General features: G+C 74.7%; 19 protein-coding genes and 1 tRNA gene. 8 read left to right on the top strand and 12 right to left on the bottom strand.

Annotated features, from left to right (window positions below; genetic code table 11):
• Position 1: 1 nt before the first annotated feature.
• Positions 2–415 carry a PLD nuclease N-terminal domain-containing protein gene (locus tag ACH443_RS07635; protein ID WP_430589946.1) on the top strand — a complete coding sequence of 138 codons (414 nt, stop codon included), beginning with the start codon at positions 2–4 and terminating at the stop codon, positions 413–415.
• Between the two features lie 29 nt (positions 416–444).
• Here the strand turns inward: ACH443_RS07635 and ACH443_RS07630 are convergent, their stop codons facing one another.
• Positions 445–1,293 carry a hypothetical protein gene (locus tag ACH443_RS07630; protein ID WP_430589945.1) on the bottom strand — a complete coding sequence of 283 codons (849 nt, stop codon included), beginning with the start codon at positions 1,291–1,293 and terminating at the stop codon, positions 445–447.
• A gap of 99 nt (positions 1,294–1,392) precedes the next feature.
• On the opposite strand from ACH443_RS07630, the gene ACH443_RS07625 reads away from it, so the two are divergent.
• A complete protein-coding gene (locus ACH443_RS07625) occupies positions 1,393–1,905 on the top strand; it encodes a hypothetical protein (RefSeq protein ID WP_430556680.1) in 513 nt (170 codons plus the stop codon).
• A 52-nt stretch (positions 1,906–1,957) separates the two neighbouring features.
• A tRNA-Asn gene (locus ACH443_RS07620) sits at positions 1,958–2,030 on the top strand.
• Positions 2,031–2,085: 55 nt separating this feature from the next.
• Here ACH443_RS07620 and ACH443_RS07615 read toward each other — a convergent pair.
• Positions 2,086–3,054: a nucleoside hydrolase gene (locus tag ACH443_RS07615; protein WP_430589944.1), complete on the bottom strand. Its 969-nt coding sequence runs from the start codon at positions 3,052–3,054 to the stop codon at positions 2,086–2,088.
• Positions 3,055–3,153: 99 nt separating this feature from the next.
• Between ACH443_RS07615 and ACH443_RS07610 the strand changes: the two genes are divergently transcribed.
• On the top strand, positions 3,154–4,602 hold the full coding sequence (locus ACH443_RS07610) for an MDR family MFS transporter (RefSeq protein ID WP_430589943.1): 1,449 nt from the start codon (positions 3,154–3,156) through the stop codon (positions 4,600–4,602).
• Between the two features lie 4 nt (positions 4,603–4,606).
• On the opposite strand, the gene ACH443_RS07605 is transcribed toward ACH443_RS07610, so the two are convergent.
• Complete coding sequence (locus ACH443_RS07605; RefSeq protein ID WP_430589942.1) at positions 4,607–5,794, bottom strand: FAD-dependent monooxygenase; 1,188 nt, start codon at positions 5,792–5,794, stop codon at positions 4,607–4,609.
• A 67-nt stretch (positions 5,795–5,861) separates the two neighbouring features.
• On the opposite strand from ACH443_RS07605, the gene ACH443_RS07600 reads away from it, so the two are divergent.
• The 3 genes from ACH443_RS07600 (at position 5,862) to ACH443_RS07590 (ending at position 8,068) form a co-directional block, all read left to right on the top strand.
• Complete coding sequence (locus ACH443_RS07600; RefSeq protein WP_430589941.1) at positions 5,862–6,497, top strand: TetR/AcrR family transcriptional regulator; 636 nt, start codon at positions 5,862–5,864, stop codon at positions 6,495–6,497.
• Positions 6,498–6,679: 182 nt separating this feature from the next.
• The gene (locus ACH443_RS07595; RefSeq protein ID WP_430589940.1) at positions 6,680–7,459 is read left to right on the top strand and encodes an alpha/beta hydrolase; all 780 of its coding nucleotides are present in this window, start codon (positions 6,680–6,682) and stop codon (positions 7,457–7,459) included.
• Positions 7,460–7,531: 72 nt separating this feature from the next.
• A complete protein-coding gene (locus tag ACH443_RS07590; protein WP_430589939.1) occupies positions 7,532–8,068 on the top strand; it encodes a GNAT family N-acetyltransferase in 537 nt (178 codons plus the stop codon).
• Positions 8,069–8,084: 16 nt separating this feature from the next.
• On the opposite strand, the gene dnaG is transcribed toward ACH443_RS07590, so the two are convergent.
• Both dnaG and ACH443_RS07580 read right to left on the bottom strand, forming a co-directional pair.
• A complete protein-coding gene (gene dnaG, locus ACH443_RS07585; RefSeq protein WP_430556684.1) occupies positions 8,085–10,040 on the bottom strand; it encodes a DNA primase in 1,956 nt (651 codons plus the stop codon).
• A gap of 10 nt (positions 10,041–10,050) precedes the next feature.
• Positions 10,051–10,995 carry a helix-turn-helix domain-containing protein gene (locus ACH443_RS07580; protein WP_429764179.1) on the bottom strand — a complete coding sequence of 315 codons (945 nt, stop codon included), beginning with the start codon at positions 10,993–10,995 and terminating at the stop codon, positions 10,051–10,053.
• A 91-nt stretch (positions 10,996–11,086) separates the two neighbouring features.
• Between ACH443_RS07580 and ACH443_RS07575 the strand changes: the two genes are divergently transcribed.
• A complete protein-coding gene (locus ACH443_RS07575; protein WP_430589938.1) occupies positions 11,087–11,542 on the top strand; it encodes a VOC family protein in 456 nt (151 codons plus the stop codon).
• A 12-nt stretch (positions 11,543–11,554) separates the two neighbouring features.
• Here ACH443_RS07575 and ACH443_RS07570 read toward each other — a convergent pair whose 3' ends face one another.
• The 7 genes from ACH443_RS07570 to ACH443_RS07540 form a co-directional block, all read right to left on the bottom strand.
• Entirely contained in the window at positions 11,555–12,847 is a 1,293-nt protein-coding gene (locus tag ACH443_RS07570; RefSeq protein WP_430556722.1) for a deoxyguanosinetriphosphate triphosphohydrolase, read from the bottom strand.
• A 74-nt stretch (positions 12,848–12,921) separates the two neighbouring features.
• A complete protein-coding gene (locus ACH443_RS07565; RefSeq protein WP_430589937.1) occupies positions 12,922–13,692 on the bottom strand; it encodes a metallophosphoesterase family protein in 771 nt (256 codons plus the stop codon).
• An 87-nt stretch (positions 13,693–13,779) separates the two neighbouring features.
• Positions 13,780–15,699, bottom strand: a complete 1,920-nt coding sequence (locus ACH443_RS07560) for a glycoside hydrolase family 13 protein (protein ID WP_430589936.1) — start codon at positions 15,697–15,699, stop codon at positions 13,780–13,782.
• 54 nt (positions 15,700–15,753) lie between these two features.
• Positions 15,754–16,389 (bottom strand): hypothetical protein, encoded by a 636-nt coding sequence (locus ACH443_RS07555; protein ID WP_429764175.1) that lies wholly within the window; start codon positions 16,387–16,389, stop codon positions 15,754–15,756.
• 92 nt (positions 16,390–16,481) lie between these two features.
• Positions 16,482–17,411 (bottom strand): sugar ABC transporter permease, encoded by a 930-nt coding sequence (locus ACH443_RS07550; protein WP_430556689.1) that lies wholly within the window; start codon positions 17,409–17,411, stop codon positions 16,482–16,484.
• Positions 17,411–18,988, bottom strand: a complete 1,578-nt coding sequence (locus tag ACH443_RS07545; protein ID WP_430589935.1) for an ABC transporter permease subunit — start codon at positions 18,986–18,988, stop codon at positions 17,411–17,413. The genes ACH443_RS07550 and ACH443_RS07545 overlap by 1 nt, the downstream gene beginning before the upstream one ends.
• Complete coding sequence (locus ACH443_RS07540; RefSeq protein WP_429764172.1) at positions 18,988–20,223, bottom strand: sugar ABC transporter substrate-binding protein; 1,236 nt, start codon at positions 20,221–20,223, stop codon at positions 18,988–18,990. The genes ACH443_RS07545 and ACH443_RS07540 overlap by 1 nt, the downstream gene beginning before the upstream one ends.
• Between the last annotated feature and the right edge of the window lie 19 nt (positions 20,224–20,242).

Here is a 20,242-nt window from a genome sequence, read left to right as displayed (position 1 = left end):
CATGCTCCGCGTGCTGCCGATGCTGGCCTACCTCGCGCTCGTCGTCTACGCCCTCGTCGACGTCGTCCAGTCCGACGAGGAGGACGGCGGCGGCATCCAGAAGGGCTTCTGGATCCTCATCATCCTGCTGCTCCCGTTCGCCGGGTCGATCGCGTGGCTCGTCGTGAGCCGCAGGGTCCGCGCGAACCGCGGGCCCGCGCCGCGGACCGGGTACCCCGCCGGGCCCGTGCCGCCGGCGCAGTACCCGGGGCGTCGGCGCACCTGGGAGACGGACGAGACCGCCGCCGCCGAGCCCGACGACGACCCGGAGATGCGCTGGCTGCTGGAGCAGGCGCGGCTCAAGCACGAGCGCGAGCAGGCCGCGCGGGACGCACCCCGTCCGGTCGACGACGAAGGACGCACCGCCGCGGGCTGATCACACGGGGAGCGGGACGCCCCCCTCGCTCAGCCCGCCCAGCGCTGGAAGGCGTCGTCGGGCATCGGCACGGCCGTCGCCGCCAGGGCCGCCACGTCCGCCTCGGGCGCCGGCCGCGACTCGACGACCACCATCCACCCCTCGGGGACACCAGGGACCGCGCACCGCACATCCACACCGGGCACCTCCGGCGCGGTCGAGTGGACATCGCACGGCGACTCCTCCGGAGGCAGCGCGATCGACCCGGGCGGGTAGGTGAGCACGGTGACGGAGATCCCGGGCGCCGAGTAGGTCGCCGACGAGTGCTCCTCCCCGACGACGACGTCGTACGGCTCGAGGTCCGGGACGTCGAGCACGTACGGACGGGTCAGCGCAGCCTGCGCCTCCTGCCACGACGCCTGCTCGGCCGCGCGGTGCGAGAGCCACCCGGCGACACCGAGCACGACGAGGACGAGCACGCCCGCGAGCCTCCAGGCCCGTGGCAGCGCCAGTGCGGCCACCGCGCCGGCGAGCAGGGCGGCCACCGCGCCCACGAGGACGGGCGGCGCCGGAGCGAACAGCGACGGAGCGAGCGAGTGCACGGCCCACGCCACGGTCGCGACGACCGGCGCGAGTCCGCCCACTCCCCCGGCGCTCGGGCTCGCCGACCGCATCACGGCCCGGCAGACCCAGGAGGCCAGGCCGACCGGCACCGCCAGCAGCAGGAGGCCCGCTCCCCCGACGCCGGTGCTCAGCGCCGCCACCACGAAGACGTAGTACACGAACGGGAGCGACAGGGCGGTCGTCGCCACGACGACCAGCAGGCGTGTCGCCGGCGCCGGGGGCGACGGGGTCGCCACCGTGCTCCCTGTCCCTGTCTGCGGCCGCGTCGGCGTCATGCGCACATCCTGCCGGGCTGCCGCCACCGCGACCAACGGTTCGGCCGTCGTGGGTCGCCGACGACCCGCGGACGGCGGCCGGATCGATACGGTGGCGCCATGTGGTTCCGCCGCTCCCCTCTGCCCGACGACGTCCGTCGCACGCTCCCTCTGGCCCGGGGGGAGCGCGTCCTCGCGTCCGCGCAGCTCCCCGACGACCGGTGGGCCGTGGCGACGACGGCGGACCTCGTCGTCGTCGGACCGGGCGTCGGCGAGGTCGTGACGCGGCGCCCGTGGTGCGACGTCGACCGCGGCGTGTTCGACCCCGAGCGGTCCGAGCTGGCGATCGAGTGGGTGGACGCCGCCCCGGACACCGTGCTGCGGCTCGTGGACGCGGAGCGCACGTCGTTCCCCCAGGCCCTGCGGGAGCGCGTCCAGTGGTCGGTCGTGCTGGCCGAGACGGTGGCGGTGCCCGGCGGCGACGTGAAGGTCGCCGTCCGGCGGACGGCGGACGGCGAGCTCTTCTCGCAGGCGATCGCCGGGCAGGGCGTCGATCTCGACGACCCGCGGGTCGCCCGAGTGGTGGACGCCACGGAGTCCAGGGTCCGGGGAGCGTCCGGACTACCCGTGTGAGCCTGGTAGTGTTCTTCCCGGTTCGAAGGCCACCGGCCGGACGACCACGCGATCCCGCGTAGCTCAGCTGGCAGAGCATCCGACTGTTAATCGGACGGTCGTTGGTTCAAGTCCAACCGCGGGAGCATCGAGAAAGGCCCCTGACCTGCAGTGCAGGACAGGGGCCTTCGTCGTGCCCGGTCAGAGGGTCAGCAGGCGCTCCATCAGGTGCGGGGTGAGCGGCGCGTCGGTGGCGAGGACCACGCGGGTGCGCGCTCCGGGCACGTCGGGGTATCCGGCGTACCGGCCGCGCAGGTCGCACACCGTCTGGCCGCGGCCGGGGCCGGCGGTGGCGTCGACGACGACCGGGACGCGCGGCGCGAGCGTCGGCGTCACGCCGCCGGTCGCGATCGCGGCGGCCAGCGGGTCGTGCAGGGCCGAGCAGCGGCGGCCGAACGTGTCCACGTGGAACCCGAAGTACAGGTCGAGCACCTCCCCCAGCCACGGGGCCAGCGCCGTGCCCGCCTCGAGCAGCGCCTTGCGGTCGGACTCCTCGAGCACGTCGGCCATCGTGACGTCGAGCGGCACGAGGGTGACGTCCCAGTCGGCCGCGAGCACCTCGGCGGCCGCCTCCGGGTCCTTCGCGATGTTCGCCTCGGCGACCGGCGTCACGTTCCCCGGGTGCAGGGCCGCCCCGCCCATGATCGTCAGGTCCCGGACACGCGCCGGGAGCGTCGGGTCGGCGCGGAGCGCGAGGGCGAGGTTGGTGAGCGGACCGACGGCGACGACGCGCAGGGCGCCGGCGTGCTCGTGCGACAGGCGGAGCAGCAGCTCGACCGCCGACTCCCCCCCGACCTCCCGTCCGGACGGCGGCAGCGCGACGTCACCCACGCCGTTGCGGCCGTGCACCGACGGCGCGCCGCCGTCGTAGCTGCCCGCCAGCGGGTCATGGGCCCCCACGGCGACAGGGACGTCGGGCCGGCCCGCGAGCGCCAGCAGGTCGAGCGTGTTGACGGCGCCCTGCCGGGCGTCGATGTTGCCGCTGACGCTCCCGACACCGACCAGGTCGGCCTCGGGCGAGGCGAGCAGGTAGGCGAGCGCGAGCGAGTCGTCGACACCGGTGTCGCAGTCGAGGTACAGCGGGGTGGCGGAGAGGCCGGGCAGGGTCACGGGGCGTCCTTCGAGATCGTGGGGATACGCCCCCAGTCTCTCGCAGTCGACCGGCGGGTACCGGGAATACCCGCCACGGCCTGCGGGCTTGTGCCTCACGTGCCCACGACCGGTCATGTCTCTGTCGGCCTGCGCTCCGAGCGCGGCCCCATCCTGCTGTCGCTGATGCTCTCGACGGCGCTCGTCGCGCTCGACGCCACGATCATCGCCACGGCGTCGGCGACCATCGCGCGAGAGCTGGGCGGGTTCGACCAGCTGCCCTGGCTGTTCTCCACGTACCTGCTCGCCCAGGCCGTGAGCACCCCGGTGTTCGGGCGGCTGGCCGACGTGCTCGGCCGCAAGCGGCTGATGCTCGTCGGTGTCGCGCTGTTCTTCGCGGGGTCGGTGCTCGCCGGCGCGGCCCCGACGATGGGCGTGCTGATCGCCGGGCGTGTGGTGCAGGGGCTCGGCGCGGGGGCCGTCATGCCGGTGTCGATGACGATCGCCGCGGACATCTACACGCTGGAGGAGCGGGCGAAGACCCAGGGCTACCTCGCGTCCGTGTGGGCGATCTCCGCCGTTGTCGGGCCGACGCTCGGCGGCGTGTTCTCCCAGTTCACGAGCTGGCGCTGGATCTTCTGGGTGAACATCCCGCTGTGCGCGCTCGCCGCCTGGATGCTGGCCCGCCGGTACCACGAGGCCCCGCGCACCGGCGAGCGCGAGCCGATCGACTACCTCGGCGCCGCGCTCCTCGCGGGCGGCAGCACGATGCTGCTGCTCGGCCTCCTCGAGGGCGGCACGCGGTGGGGCTGGGGCTCGCTGCCGTCGGTCGTGGTCTTCTCCGTCGCGGTGCTGCTGCTCGCCGCGTTCGGCGTGCAGGCGCGCCGCACGCGGCACCCGATCGTGGACCTCGCCATCCTGCGCCGCCGGGTGGTGGGCGTGTCGACCGCGGTCTCGCTGCTCGTGGGCGTCGTCGTGCTCGGTCTGTCGACGTACGTGCCGATCTACGCCCAGGGCGTGCTGGGCACCGGACCGCTCGTCGCGGGCTTCGCGCTCGCCGCGATGACCGTGGGCTGGCCGCTCTCCGCGTCCAACGCGGGCCGCCTCTACCTGCGCATCGGCTTCCGGTACACGGCGATGATCGGTACGTCGCTCGTCGTGGTGGGCACGGCGCTCACGCTGCTGCTCGCGTCCGGCTCGTCGGTGGTCGCCGTCGCGGGCGCGTGCTTCGTCATCGGCGCGGGCATGGGCCTGACCGCCGTACCCACGCTCATCGCCGCGCAGTCGCAGGCGTCGTTCACCGAGCGCGGCGCGGTGACGGGCACCAACATGTTCGCGCGCTCCCTCGGCTCCGCCGTGGGCGTCGCCGTCTGCGGCGCGATCGTCAACGCGCGCACGACCCTCGGCCCGGACGGCACGCCGGTGGGCCCGGGCCTGATGTCCGCGATCCACCTCGTCTTCGTGCTCCTGGTGGCCGTGGCCGTGGTGCTGGTGGTGCTCGCCACGCTCATGCCCGCCGACCTGCAGGAGGCCCGCGAGCGCCGCGCTCGCACCGAGGCCGCCGCCTGACCGCTCACGGCAGGGCGGGCGGCGTCCAGCCCATGACGGCGCGCGCGCCGCGGGTGACGGCGGCGGCCGGCAGCCGCCGCATCACCGCGTTGCGCAGCGCCTGACCGCGCGGGCCCAGGTGGGAGCCGAACCGGCCGCTGGCCACCGACGCGCGGGCGAGCGCCCGACACCGCGGCCTGCGCGCGGCGTCGTACGCCGCGAGCGCCTCGCCGAAGGGCTGACCCGCGGCGACGCCGGCCGCCACGATCCGGCCCACGCACACGCCGTCCTCGAGGGCGGTGGCCGCCCCCTGGCCCATCGTCGGCAGGGTGGCGTGCGCGGCGTCGCCGACCATGACGACGCGGCCCCGCACGTAGCGCGGCAGCCCTCCGGGCAGGTGCAGGACGTCGTGCCGGATCACCGCCTCCGGGGGCGTCGCGGAGATCACCCGCCGCACCTCGTCGGCCCAGCCCGCGAACCGGTCCGTGGCTGCGCCGTGCTCGTCGTCCAGCCGCGCACCCTCGGGCATGCGCACGTACCCGTACCAGTAGGTCGCGCCGCCGGACACGGGCATGGTGCCGAACTCGGCGTGCGGGCCCCAGTACTGCAGCAGGCCCGGCCCGGCCGCCAGGCCCGGCACGACCGCGCGCCAGCTCGAGAACCCCGAGTACGCGGGCCGGCTGCCCGGGTAGAGCGCGGCGCGCACGGCGCTGCGCACGCCGTCCGCGCCGACGACGAGGTCGGCCTCGCCCGCCCGCTCCGCGCCCGCACCGTCCGCGTGGTGCACGACGGCGCGCGCACCGCCCGGGGCGCCCGCGACGACGGTCGTGACGCGGGCGTCCGCGACGACCTCGACGCCGAGCGCGCGGGCCCGCTCGAGCAGCGCGCCGTGCAGTCGCGCGCGGTGGACGCCGCGCAGGGCGGTGGTCGCACGCAGGCCGGGGTCGTCGGGCAGGCGCAGGATCGGCCGACCGTGCCAGTCCCGGGTACCGGTGGCCCAGGTGCGCGGGCCGAGGCCCGCGACCGCGTCGTCGTCGAACCCCAGGCCGCCGAGCGCGGCGACCGCGTTCGGGGTGAGCGCCACCCCCGCGCCCACCTCGCCCAGCCGGCGCGCCCGCTCGAGCACGGTGGTGACCCAGCCCGCCTCCGCCAGCGCGACGGCCGACGCGAGCCCACCGATGCCGCCGCCGACCACGATCGCCGCCCCTGCCATGCCGCCCTCCGCCCTTCGTCGATACCACTACGTGCGTGGTGGTATCGATCTTGCCATACTGGCGCCCGTGCCCCGGACCAACCCCGAGCGCCGCCGCGCCCTCACCGACGCCGCCGTCGCGCTGCTCGTCGACGCGGGCGTCCACGGCCTCAGCCACCGGTCGGTCGAGCGCGCCGCAGGGCTCCCCGCCGGCACCGCCGCGAACTACTTCCGCGGCCGCGAGGAGCTGCTGGTCGCCACGGCCCAGCGGATCGTGGAGCTGCACCTCGCCGACGCCCGGGCCGCGACGGAGGCGTCCGTGACGGCCGAGCCGCTCGGTGGCGGCCGGCTCGCCGGCGAGGACGGCCGCGCCGAGACGCTCGAGCGGATGACCGACCTCCTCGCCGCCTCGCTGCTCGACGCCGCGACACGGCACCGCGACCGCTACCTCGCGATCGCCGAGCTCCAGCTCGAGGCCCGTCGCCGGCCGGCGCTCGCCGAGGCCCTCGCCGCGCTGGCCACCCAGGCGTCCGACCTCACCGCGGCGATGCATGCGGACACCGGCCTCGACGTCGACCCGGCGGCGGTACCCACGCTGGTCGTGCTCTACGGCGGTGCGCTGCTGACGCTGGTCACCGGCGCCGTCCCGGCCGACGCCGCCACCACCCGGCGGCTCGCCCGCGCCATGGTGCACGGCAGCCTCGCACCTTCGGGTCAGCCCTGACCGTGACCGAAACTCGTTGAGCACGCACCGCGCCCGCTGCTAGCCTCGCGGAGGCCGTGCGAGACAGAGCAAGGAGGTGGTACCCGTGAACGGATCGACACAGGTGCTCCTCCACGGAGTCATGGTCGGGCGGTAGGTCGCCCGGGAGCGCCGTTCGCTCAGTACTCCCGAGAGGCACGACCATGAACGCCACCCCCAGCTCGACACCGAGCTCGACACTGACCTTCACCGCCGAGCAGCAGCTCGACGACGACGTCCTCGAGCGCCGCTTCACCCTCGACGACATCCCCGGCTTCCTCTGGACGCCGGCCTCGGCCACGCCGGCCGCCCCCGCTCCCCTCATCCTGCTCGGCCAGCCCGGCGGGCTCGGCATGGACCGGATGTATCCGCGGCTCGCGGGGCGTGCCCGGCACACCGCCTCCGCCGGCATCGCGACGGTCGCCCTGGAGGCCCCCGGCGCAGGCAGCCGCCCGCCGCTCCCCGGCGCCGACCAGGCGCGGGCGGACCTGCGAACGGCGCTCGCCGCCGGCGAGCCGGTCCCCGACGACGTCGTCGACCGCCTGGTGCTCCCCCTGGTCGACCGGTCCGTCCCCGAGTGGCGGTCCGCCCTGGACGCGCTGCTCGCGCTGCCCGAGGTCGACGGGCCGGTCGGCTACTCGGGCGGCGTGATCGCCGTCGGCGTCCGGCTGGCGGTGGTCGAGCCCCGCATCGTGGCCGCCGGGCTGTTCGCCGGGAGCTACGTCCCCCGGTCCACGGTCGACGAGGCCCGCCGGGTGACGATCCCCGTGCACGTCCTGCTGCAGTGGGACGACGAGGGCAACGACCGCCAGGCGGCCCTGGACCTGTTCGACGCCTTCGGCTCGACGGAGAAGACGCTGCAGGCCAACCTGGGCGGGCACACCGGCGTACCGGCGTTCGCCGGCGACGACGCGGGGCGGTTCTTCGCGCGACACCTGCGGTGACCTGACGCGACACCGGGACCCGACGCCGGCCCCGACACCGGGCTCCCCTCCGCCGGCCGCTAGGGTCGGCGGATGGGAGTCCTGTCGGCGCAGGGGCCGGAGACCGTGCTCGAGACCGACCGGCTGCTGCTGCGCCCCTGGCGCGTCCCGGAGGCGGTCGTCCAGCGCGAGCTGTGGGCCGAGCGGGACCCCCGCGTCCCGCCGCACCGCCGCCTCGACGAGGCGGGCCGTCCCACCCTCGAGGAGATGGAGGCCTGGATCCGCGACGGTTCCCGCGCACCGGGGCTCGGGCTGCTGGCCGTGGAGCGCCGGCGCGAGGGCGACGTCGTCGGGTACTGCGGGCTGATCGACGGAGCCGTCGGCCCTCACGAGCCGGAGCTGGCGTACGAGCTGCTCCGGCGCACCTGGGGAGCCGGGTACGCGACGGAGGCCGCGGAGGCCGTCGTCGGCTGGGCGCGGGAGTCGGGCTACCGGCGCCTGTGGTCGACCGTCCGCGACTGGAACACCGCGTCCCTGCGGGTGCTGGCCAAGGTGGGCTTCGTGGAGTCCGGCCGCGTGGGGCCGGACGCCGTCCACGGCGACTCGCTGTTCCTGACGAGAAGCCTGTGACCGTCCAGGGAGGACGTCAGGACTCGCTGCGCTCCCGCAGCGTGCGTCGCTGCTGCTCGATGGCGAGCAGGTCGGTGAACGCCTGCTGGTAGGCCGCCGGGTCCTTCTCCTGGTCGAGCCGCTGCAGGCGGCTCTTCGCGTCCGCGATCCGGCGCGTGAGGCCGAGGTCCACGAGGGCGCGCACGACGTCGGCCACGTACGCCCCGATGACCGCCTCGCGGTCCTCGGGCACGGGCGCGACCGCGAGCTCCGTGACCAGCGGCACGACCGTCTCGGGCGCCTGCTCGGTCACGGTCTCCACCCACCGGCCACCGCCCACCTCACGGCCGGCCGCGACTCCGCCCGCGGCGCGCACGGCGTCGTGCACCGCGCGCCAGGCGGGGACGCCGAACGCGTCCTCACCGAGCTCGTCGAACGACGCCGGCACGTGCTGCGGGTACTGCAGGACGACGATCAGCGCCTGTCGCTCCAGCCGGGCCACCGGGTCGCGCGGGTCGGGCGCGGCGAGGACGGGCGTCGCTGGGACCGCCTCGGGCTCGGGGCGCGCGTCCCGGCGCTGGTCCTGGCGCTGGTCCTGGCGCGAGCCGCGCGACGGCGCGGTGGCGGCCCGGGCGACCTCCCGGCGGACGTCCTCCGTGTCGATGCCGATCCAGCGCGCGAGGGAGCGTGAGTACCCGAGCTGCATCGACCGGTCGCGGATCCCGGCGACCAGCGGCGCGGCCGCGCGCAGCGCCCCCACGCGCCCCTCGACCGTGTCGAGGTCGAACGTGTCGAGCGTGGTGCGGATGACGAACTCGAAGAGCGGCTGGCGCCCGTCGACCAGCGCCCGCACGGCCTCGGGGCCGCGGGCCATGCGCAGCTCGCACGGGTCCATGCCGCCGGGCTCGACGGCGACGAAGGTCTGGGCGTGGAACCGCTGGTCCTCGCCGAACGCGCGCACGGCGGCCTTCTGCCCGGCGGCGTCGCCGTCGAACGTGAAGATCACCTCGCCGCCCAGCGAGGCCCCCGACGCGAGCTGCAGGCCGCCGCCGGCCGTGGTGTCACCGAGCAGCCGGCGCACCACCTTGGCGTGGTCGCCGCCGAACGCGGTGCCGCAGGTCGCCACCGCCGAGTCCACCCCGGACAGGTGGGCGGCCATGACGTCCGTGTAGCCCTCGACGATCACGACGCGCTTGCCCTGCGCGATCGACTTCTTGGCCAGGTCGATCCCGTACAGGACCTGGGACTTCTTGTAGAGCGACGTCTCGGGGGTGTTGAGGTACTTCGGCCCCTGGTCGTCGTCGTACAGGCGGCGCGCGCCGAAGCCGATCACCGCTCCCGTGACGTCGCGGATGGGCCACACGAGGCGGCCGCGGAACCGGTCGTAGATGCCGCGCTGGCCCTGGCTGACCAGCCCGGACGCGACGAGCTCCGCCTGCGTGAAGCCCCGCCCCTGCAGGTGGCGCAGCAGCGCGTCCCAGCCGGTCGGGGCGTAGCCCACGCCGAAGTGCTCGGCGTCGGCGCGGTCGAAGCTGCGCTCGGCGAGGAACGCCCGCCCGGCCTGCGCCCCCGGGCCGAAGAGCTGCTCGGAGTAGAACTCTGCGGCCACCTTGTGCGCCTCGATCAGGCGCTGCCGCCTGCCCGGCTCCTCGCGCGGGCCGCGGTCGGCGGCGGCGCCGGTGCGGGAGTCCTCGTAGCGCAGCTGCACGCCCGCGCGGTCGGCGAGGAACTCGACGGCGTCGGTGAACCCCATCCCGTCGATCTTCTGGACGAACGAGATGACGTCGCCGCCCTCGCCGCAGCCGAAGCAGTGCCAGCGCCCGACGCCCGGCCGGACGTGGAACGACGGCGTGCGCTCGTCGTGGAAGGGGCACAGACCTTTGAGGGAGCCGACGCCGGCGGGCTTGAGGGTGACGTGGGCGGAGACGATCTCCTCGATCCGTGCGCGTTCGCGTACAGCCTCCACGTCCTCGCGCTTGATCAGTCCCGCCACGGCCCTGAGTCTATGCGCGCCCGGCGGCGACCAGGTCGGAGATCCCCGGGGCCGGGCGGGCGGCGGGACCGAGGGCCGCCGCGAGCGCTGCGCGGGAGGCGGCGCACCGGCGGGCGTAGGCGGCCGGCGGCGTCCCGAGGGCGCGCGCGAAGTCGGCGCTCAGGTGCGCCTGGTCGTAGTAGCCGACGGCGGCGGCGACCTCGGCGAGAGGGCGGCCGGGGTCGGCGGCGACCAGGTCCGCGGCGAGGTGGACCCGGTGGCGCTGCAGCACCCACTTGGGGCTGACGCCGACCCAGTCGGCGAAGAGCCGCTGCAGCGAGCGGGGCGTGGTGCCCACCAGGTCCGCGAGGTCCGCGACCCCGGCGTCCGGACCCAGCTCCCCCGCGACCACCGCGCCGAGCACGCGGGCGACGCGGTCGAGGGCGAGCGCCGACCGCGGCGTCCGGCACCCGGCGGCCGCGGCCCGCAGCACCGGGGTGACGGCCGCGACCGCCGCGGCGTCGTCGCCCGCCCGCGCGGCGTCCACCGCCCGGCGGCCGGCGGCCTCGACGTCGTGCGCGGTCGGTCCGCGCGTGCCCGACAGCGCGGCGGCGGCCGGCGCGACGAGGCCCGCACGCAGGACGTCCGGACCTCCGAGCAGCACCCGCAGCGCGCCCGGGCGCAGCTTGGTGCCCAGCACCGCGCCCGATCCCCGCAGCGTCCGCGAGAACAGTCCGCCGGGGATCCCGTGCACGGCGAACCCGTCGACCTCGGCCACCACGTTGGCGTTGGGGTGCGGGATCACGACCTGCGTGAACTCGGCCCCGGGCGGCAGGTCCCAGCGGACCACCCAGTGCCGCTCCACCAGGTCCGCCAGGTCGGGCGCCGGGTCGAGGCGCACGAGCGTGAACCCGCCGCGGGCCGCGGCCGGGTCGACCAGCCCGCGGGTGGTCGCCGTCGGGCGCTGTTCGAACACCTGTCGCATTCCTCCAAGACTGCACCCACCCGCCGACACCAGCATGGGAACGCACGCCGGGACCGCCCGGACGCACGCTGGAGGGAGAGCCATGGACCTGTCACCGCTGCACCCGAACCTCACGGTCGCCGACCCGCGCGCCGCCATCGACTTCTACGTCGCCGGCCTGGGCGCCGAGGTGATCGACACCATCACCGCGGGCGACGCGATCATCCACTCCGACCTGCGGATCTCCACCGCCGCCGGCTCGTCCACGTTCACCGTCGCCGCCGCGTTCCCGGCCGAGGGGGCGGTGGTGCCCGAGCCGGACGGCCCGACCACCGGCTCGTTCACGCTGAACGTGGACGACGCCGACGCCGCGCACGCCCGTGCGGTCGCCGCGGGCGCGACGAGCACGCAGGAGCCCGGCGACTGGTTCCCGGGCTTCCGGCAGGCGGCCGTGCGCTGCCCGGCCGGGCACCGGTGGTTCTTCGCCCAGGTGGCCGACGACGTCACGTCCGAGGACGTCCAGCGCGCCAGCGACGCGTGGATGGCCGAGCAGTCCTGACGACCGACGGAGTCAGTCCTGCCGCACGAGCCGCTCGTGCCACTGCAGGGCCGAGACGTCGGTGAGCGACGCGACCTGGTCGACGACGACGCGCAGCCGCGCATCGTCGTCGGCCGCGGCGCGCCAGTCGGCGGCGAACGGCGTCTCCAGGACGTCGGGGGCGCGGTCGGCCAGGACGTGGACGAGCTCGCCGACGATCTCGCGCTGGGCGCCGTACACCGGCTCGGACTCGCGCGGCGCCATGACGTAGGCGACCGCGACGCCCTTGAGCGCCAGGATCTCGTCCGCCGTCTCCTGCGGCACGACGAGCCGCGCCACGTAGCGGGTGAGCGGGCCGTCGCCGAACACCTCGCGCGTCGCGTCCTGGGCCGCCCCGCTGAACCGGCCGATGAGCTGGCTGGTCGCGTCCTTGAGCCGGGCGAGCGCCCGGCGGGAGCCGTCGAAGTCCGTCACCAGGTAGCCGGTGTCGCGCAGCCGGCACAGCGCCGCGTCGATCGCGTCGGGCTCGTGCCAGCTCCCGTACCAGGCGCGCACGTGCGCGGCGACGCGCGCCCGCTCGTCCGCGTCGTCGAGCACCCGCAGGTCGAGCCGGCCGCCCACGACCGCGTCCTCGACGTCGTGCACCGAATAGCTGATGTCGTCGGCGAGGTCCATGACCTGCGCCTCCATGCACCGCACCCGGCTGCCGAGCGCCCCGCGCCGCAGCCACTCGAAGACCGGCCGGTCGTCCGGGTAGACGCCGAACTTCGGCGTCGGGGCGCCGTCCGGGCGCGCGGGGCCGGTGCCGAACGCCCAGGGATACTTCACGCTGGCGTCCAGGCTCGCGCGCGTGAGGTTGAGGCCTCGCGGCGAGCCGTCGCCGGCGAAGATCTTGGGTTCCAGCCGCGTGAGCAGCCGCAACGTCTGCGCGTTGCCCTCGAAGCCGCCGATGCCCTCCGCGACCTCGGCGAGCGCCCGCTCGCCGTTGTGCCCGAACGGCGGGTGGCCGAGGTCGTGCGTGAGGCACGCGGTGTCCACGAGGTCCGGGTCGCAGCCGAGCGCGCGTCCCATCTCCCGCCCCACCTGGGCCACCTCGAGCGAGTGCGTCAGCCGCGTGCGCACGAAGTCGTCGCTGCCGGGCCCCAGCACCTGCGTCTTCGCACCCAGACGACGCAGGCCCGAGGAGTGCACGACGCGGGCGCGGTCGCGCTCGAACGCCGTCCGGTGCTTCGACTTGGGCGGCTCGGGGTACCAGCGCTCGGTGTCCTGGTCCGTGTACGAGCCGAGCCACTCCTCGCCCGTGTCCGGGCGCGCCGCCGGACCCAGCACGTCGGCGTCGAATGCGCCCTGCTCGAACGTCTGCACGGGGGCAGCCTAGCGAGCCCCGCCGACGCCCCGACTCACGACGCCGTGACGACCCGACCGCGGTAGACCGCCGTCCGCAGCTCCTGCTCCCACTCCGCGTACCGGGGCATGCCCCGCTCGCGCGCGACGGCGAGCTCGGTCTCGACGTCGTAGGGCACGCGCACGTGCTGGACGCCGAACGGCGCAGGGTCCGGAGAGTCCGGCACGCCCTCGAGGATCACGTACACCGGGGTCGGGTCGTCCAGCGGGTTGCCCACGCTCCCGGTGTTGAACAGCGTGCGGCCGTGCCGCGTCTCGAGGTACGCGTCGTGCACGTCGCCGTACCCCACGACCGCGGGCTCCGGCCCCGGCCCGGTGAGGTCCGTCGCGGCGAACATGCCTGCGAACTCCTCCGGCGTGTGGTGGAAGTGCACGCGCGTGTGCACGCTCGTGGCCGACGCGTGGAACAGCCGCACGCGGCGTCCCGACAGCAGCAGGTCATGGCTCAGGGGCTTGTCGCCGAGCCACGCGAGCTGGTCCGGTCGCAGCTCGTCGCGCCACCACGCCATCTCCGCCGGCGCATCGTCCTCGAGGTGCGGCAGGAAGTCGTCCCAGTTGCCGCGGACGTCCGCCTCGCACACCTCGCGCAGGCGGTCGACGACGGCGCTGCCCCGCGGCCCCTTGCCCGCGTCGTCGCCGAGGTTGACCACCCGGGTGATGCCGCGGGCCCCGACGTCCGCGAGCACGGCCTCCAGCGCGCCGAGGTTGCCGTGGACGTCGGAGATGACGGCGATGCGGTCCAGGTCACGGTCCAGGTCGTGGGGCACGCTCCGATGCTGCCACGACCGCCCGCGCGGACCATGCACCTGTGCACGTTCTGAGCGCTCAGAGGCTGCACAGGTGCATGGTCGCCGTCAGGCGAGGCGGACGACGGCGACGCCCGGCCCGTCGCCGGCGACGGCCAGGCCGTCCGCGGTCGCGCGCACGGGGAGGCCGCCGTACAGCACCTCCGGCTCCGCGCCGGGCGCGAGCAGGTGTCCCGGCAGGCGCACGCCCGGCCACGGCGCCCGGGCCAGCACCACGAGCACGCGCTCGTGAGGCGTCTCGCGCAGGTAGGCCACGGCGTCGTCGTGCACGGCGGCCCAGCGCAGGCCGCCGTCGCGCAGGGCGCCGGACGACGAGCGCAGCGCGGACAGGCTCCGGTAGACGTCCAGCGTCGCGGCGTCCCACCGCGGGCCGCCGCCGCGCGCGGCCTGGTCCCACGCCATCGTGGTGCGGGCGTGCTCCCCGTTCGTGCCGGTGGCGCCCACCTCGTCGCCCGCGAACACGACCGGCGCGCCCGGGTAGGTGAACAGCAGCGTCGCCGCGACCTCGACCAGCTCCCGCGAGCCGACGATCGAGCGCAGCCGCGGCGTGTCGTGCGAGCCCAGCATGTTCCACTGCGTGGCTGCCACCTGCCAGGGCACCAGGGCCGCGACCTCGCGCATCGTCTCCACCATGGCGGCCGCCGGACGGCGCGGCACCGGCACGGGAAGGTCGAGGAAGGACACGTCCGAGCCCTCGGGCACCAGCCACGACCAGGCCGGGCGCGTGAAGCCCGCGTAGTTCATGGTCGCGTGCCACCCGTCGCCGGCGAGGTCCCCGGCGGCGTCGTGGAAGTGCTCGGCGACCAGCGCGCCGTCGGGACGCTCCGCGAGGATGCGCTCGCGCAGCGCCCGCGCGACGGCGTGCGTGCGGTCCGCGCTCCCCCGCCGCCCGGTCATGTTGGCCACGTCCACGCGCCACCCGTCGAGGGCGAACGGCTCGCGCAGGTACCGGGCGATCACGGCGTCCTCCCCGGTGACCATGCGCCGCCACGTCTCGTCGGCCGCCCAGTCGAGCTTGGGCAGCGACCCGTGCCCGAGCCAGCCGACGTACGGGTCCCCGCCGTCCGGCCGCACGACGTCGGGCCCGCCGTCGTCCCACAGGTACAGCCCGCGCTCGGGCGAGGCCGGGTCCTCGAGCGCCCGGGCGAACCACTCGTGCCCGTCTCCGGTGTGGTTGGTCGTCACGTCGCCCATGAGGCGCATCCCGCGGTCGTGCACGGCCCGGGCCAGGCGCGCGTACGCGGCGTCGCCGCCGAGCAGCGGGTCGACGTGGTCGAAGGTCGCCGCGTCGTAGCGGTGGTTCGACCGGCCCGGGAAGACCGGCGTCAGGTAGAGGGTGCGTACGCCGAGCGCCTGGAGGTGGTCGAGGTGCAGGGCGACGCCGTCGAGGTCGCCGCCGAAGAGCTGCGTGCCGGCCAGCGGCCCGGAGCCGGCGGGCTCGTCGTCCCACGCGGCGGGCACGGCCCATCCCGGGACGTCCCGGCCGTCGGCCGCTGCGGAGCGCGCGAAGCGGTCGGGGAAGACCTGATAGGCGAGCCCGTCGCGCAGCCACCCGGGCGCCGGCGCGTGGGTGGTGAGGCGGAAGCTCGCGGCGTCGGGCACCTCGCGGTCGTGCACCCCGCGCCCGTCGAGCCAGCGGTAGCCGCCCGGCACGTCGAGGAAGAAGCGGTACGAGGTCACCGGGTGGTGCACGACGACGTCGGCCGCGTACCAGTCCTCGTGCGCGTCGCCGCCGTCGCGGCGCGCGGGCAGCAGGCGGGGCTCGCCGTCGCGCACGGTCCGGACGCGGACGTCGCGCACGCCCGCCCCCTTCGGCACCCGCACGCGCACGGTGACCTCGTCGCCGAGCGCCGGCGTCGCGGTCGGGGCGAACAGCGCGGAGCCGTCGTGGTGGGGCGCGTCCAGGAGGGCGCGGACGGCGCCCGGGGCGGTGCTCGGAGCGGTGGTCGGGGTGGCGTGCGTGGTCATGTCGTCCTCTCGTCGGTCCGGCGGGCTGCCCGCCCGACCGACGCGGGACGACGGTCAGTGGCGGCGGCGCCCGATCGCCCACCCGGCGGCGAGCGCGATGGCGATCCCGACGACCTGACCGCCGAGGATCACCCTGTTGAGGTCCAGCACCGGCTGGTAGCGCGTGCCCTCGGCCGAGACCACGAAGACGCCGAGCGGCTTGACGCGCAGCCCGTAGCCGCCGCCTCCGCCGCCGCCCTCGCCGTGCCCCTCGCCGTGGGCCTCGCCCTGCAGCTCGCCCTTGGCGTCGCCCTGCGCCTCGCCCGACGCGTCGCCGCGCGCGGACCCGCTGCCGCGCGGCGCGTCGGCGGCCTCCGTCGTGGCGGTGGACTCGTCGGAGGCGGCGTCCGCCCCGCCCGAGCCGACGCTGAACGACCGGCGCCAGCCCGGGGCGCTGCCGTCGCCCTTGCCCTGGCCGGTGCCGCGGCCGGAGCCGCTGCCCGACCCGGTGCCGGCGCCGTTCGCGGAGCCGTTGCCCGCGCCGCCGCCGGAGCCGGTGCCGATGCCGCCCCACACCTTGGCGACGGGGATGATCAGCTGGCCCTGGTGCTCGTAGGGCTCGCCGTACGCACGGCGCACGGAGAACGAGTCGTCGGCGGCGTCGGTGAGGCGCGCGAGGTCCGGGGAGTAGGAGCGCGAGTCGTCGGTCATGACGCCCAGGCTAGGACCGTGCTGTGACGGCCGCCACAAGGATCGCGGGTGGATCGCAGGTCGATCCGCGCGAACCTCGCGGCGGCCGCCCGTCAGCCCTTGACGGAGCCCGCCGTCAGGCCGCCCACGATGTACTTCTGCAGGAAGAGGAACAGCGCGAGCACGGGGATCGCCGACAGGACGGCACCCGCCGCGAAGAGGCCCCAGTTGGCCTCGAGCAGCGACGACACCCAGCCGTACAGCCCCACCGCGAGCGTCCAGTTCGACTCCGACTGGAGCACCACCCGGGCGATGATGAACTCGCCGAACGTGCTGATGAAGCTCAGCAGCGCCACGACGGCGAGGATCGGCGTCACGAGGCGCAGGATGATCGTCCAGTACACCTGGGCGTGCGAGGCGCCGTCGATCTTGGCCGCCTCGTCGAGCTCCCGCGGCACGGTGTTGAAGAACCCGTACATGAGGAACGTGTTCACGCCCAGCGCGCCACCGAGGTAGACGCAGATCAGCGCGAGCTTGGAGTTCAGGCCCAGCGCCGGGACGACCTCGCCGAGGGAGATGAGCAGCAGGAAGATCGCGACGAACGCGAGCATCTGCGGGAACATCTGGATGATCAGCAGCGACGTGAGACCGAGGCGGCGTCCGGCGAACCGGAAGCGCGAGAACGCGTACGCCGCGGCCGCACCCATGAGCACCGTGCCCACGGCCGTCGCGACGCCGATGACGAGCGTGTTGCCCATCCACGTCCAGAACTTGGTGTCGCCCAGCTCGGCGTAGTTCACGCCGCTGACCTGCGCGAACAGCTCGTTCGACCCGGTGAGGGTGCCGGTGGGCGACAGCGAGGCGGACACCACGTAGACGATCGGGAAGACGGCGTACAGCACCGCCAGCACTCCGACGACGTGCCGCCAGCCCAGCTCCCGGGCCCAGCGGCCCGGCTTCATGCGGTGCCGCAGCACCTGCTGCCCCGTGCCCGGCGCCGCGGTCCCACGGCGCGAGCCCGCGCGGTCGGTCGACGTCGTCATCAGCTCAGCTCCTCGAGCTTGCGGGTCTGGCGGAACGCGATGGCGGAGATGACCCCGACCACCACGAAGATCACGATGGACAGCGCGCTCGCGAGGCCGTAGTCGCGCGGCGCCGAGCCGTCGAGCCCGGACACGTTGTAGACCATCGAGATGAGGATGTCCGTGTGCCCGAGCGGCACCGACGCGTCGTCGAACCGCGGCCCGCCGCCCGTCAGCATCTTGATCAGGGTGAAGTTGTTGAAGTTGAAGGCGAAGCTCGAGATGAGCAGCGGGGCCGTGGCCACCAGCAGCAGCGGCATCGTGATCGAGCGCCACGTGCGCCACTTGCCCGCGCCGTCGATGCGGGCCGCCTCGTACACGTCGCCCGGCAGCGACTGCAGCGCCCCCGTGCAGATGAGGAACATGTACGGGAAGCCGAGCCAGAGGTTGACCCCGAGCACCGACAGCTTCGCCAGCCACGGGTCCGTGAGCCACGGGATCGCGGCCCCGCCGAGCAGCACCTGGTTGATCACGCCGAAGCTCTTGTTGAGCATGCCGGACCACAGCAGGGCCGCGAGGAACCCCGGCATCGCGTACGGCAGGATCATCAGGGTCCGGTAGACCTTGCGCCCCCGCAGGCGCGGGTCGTTGAAGACCATCGCGAGGAACATGCCCAGCGCGAACGTCGTCACCACGGACAGCACCGCGAACGCGAACGTCCACAGCAGGATCTTGACGAAGGGGCCCGCGTACCGCTCGTCGCCGAACGCCGTCGCGAAGTTCTCGAAGCCCACCGTGACCCGCCAGCCGACGGGCAGCGTCTCGCCGTCGGCGGACTCGAACTGCCCGTCGTCGTTCGGCGTGTACACCACGCCGGTCGACGTGTCGGTCATCGTGTCGGCGGCCTCGTCGTACTCCAGCACCGGCTGGAAGACGTAGCCCGTCCGGGCGTCCTGGGTGCGCACCGAGCCGTCGGCGGCGTCGTCGGACACCGGCACCCGCAGCGTGGTGACCTCGTCCTGCCGTTGCAGCACGGTCGCGCGGTCGAGCACCGTCCAGCCCGGCACCTCGGTCACCGCGCCGGCGTCGATCGTCGCGTCGGGAGCGGCCGCGAGCGGTTCCTCGGCGGTGCCGACCTCCGCGGCGCCGTCCTCGACGACGGCGAAGCCGAGCTCGCCGTCCCCGTCCTCGACGACCGTCAGCGGCAGGGCGGGCGAGCCCTCGACGCGACGCTCGTTCTGCACCAGGAGGGCGTCGACCGCCTGCTCCTTGGTGGAGTTGTGGCCGTCGCCGTAGTTGGTGAACGCCACGTAGCCGGTGTAGCCGACGACGTACACCTGGTAGACGAGCAGGAACGCCAGCCCCGGCAGGATGTACTTCAGCGGCAGCGCGCGCTTGGTGAAGTACACCCAGTTCGCGGCGACGAGCAGCGCCACCATGGCCGCGAGGATCCCCCACGACCCGGCACGCCACGCGGCGAGGACGCCGAAGACGCCGAGCGCGTCCACGAGCGCGATGAGCACGAGCTTGACGGCGAAGCCGGCTCCGGAGAACGTCCCGGAGCCGGCCTCGGCGCCCTTGTAGCGGGCACGCGACATCAGCCGAGCGCACCCTCGATGTCGGAGACCATCTTGTTCCAGGCCTTGACCGGGTCGTCGGCCTTGCCCGAGATGATGCTCGCCTCGGTGACGCCCCAGAAGGACCAGACCGAGCCCATCTCCGGGATGGACGGCATCGGCACGGCGGAGGCGCCGACCTCGCGGAAGCCCGCGACCAGCGGGTCCTCGGACGCCGCGTCAGCGGCCTCGACCAGCGCCGGCGGGCGACCGCCGGCCTCGAACAGCGCCGTCTGCGCCTCCGGCGTCGACATGTAGTTGACGAGGAAGTCGTTCGCGAGCAGGGCGTTCTTGCTCTGCGCGCTCACGTAGAAGCCCTGGACGCCGACGAACGGCTGCGCGGGCTGGTCGCCCGGCGCAGGGATCGGGTCGACGGCGAGGTCGAGGTCCTTGAACTGCTCGAGCATCCACGGACCGCCGATGACGAACGGCGACTGGCCCTTGGCGAACGCCTCGACCGCGATGTCGTACGAGATGTCGATGCTGAGGTTGCCCTCGTCGCCCTGCTCGCCGAGCCACGTGGCGAACGCCTCGCCGTTCTCGCCGCCGAGGGCGAGCTCCGGCCGGTACGAGCCGTCGTCGTTCTGCTCGAAGACCGGCGCGCCGAACGACGTCTGGAACGGGTAGTACGTGTAGGGGTCGCCCTTGTCGCCGTCCGACTGGATGAGGAACGGGAACTTGGTGCCGGCCTTCTTCCCCGCGGCGACCATGTCGTCGTAGGTCTTCGGCGCCTCGGGCGCGAGCTCCGTGTTGCGGATGAGCGCGATGTTCTCGATCGCGTACGGCAGGCCGTAGACCTGGCCGTCCTGCGTGAACGCCTGCACCGACACCGGGATGAAGTCGCCCGCCTTGTCGCCGAGCTCGATCGGCGCGACGACGCCGTTCGCGGTGAACTCGCCGAGCCAGTCGTGGGCGCCGACGGTGATGTCGGGGCCCTCGCCCGTGGGGACCTGCGCGAGGAAGTCGGCGCGGATGTCCTCGAAGTTCTTCTGGACGATCTCGACGTCGACGCCGGACTCCGCCTCGTACGCCTCGGCGGCCGTCGTCACCGCGGCCTCGCGGGTCTCGTCGACCCAGACCGTCAGCGAGCCCGAGGCCGAGGGCTTGGCGCTCGCGTCCGCGTCCGCGCTCGAGTCGCCGCTCGGCTCGCCGCTGCCGCACGCCGTCAGGGCCAGGGTGGTGGCCAGGGCCGAGGCGAGAAGGATGCTCCTTCGCATCGTGGTTACTCCCAGCTGT

It is taken from the genome of Isoptericola sp. NPDC019571, assembly GCF_044389385.1.
GTDB lineage: Bacteria > Actinomycetota > Actinomycetes > Actinomycetales > Cellulomonadaceae > Isoptericola > Isoptericola nanjingensis.
This window is presented reverse-complemented; position numbering and strand designations above follow the sequence as displayed.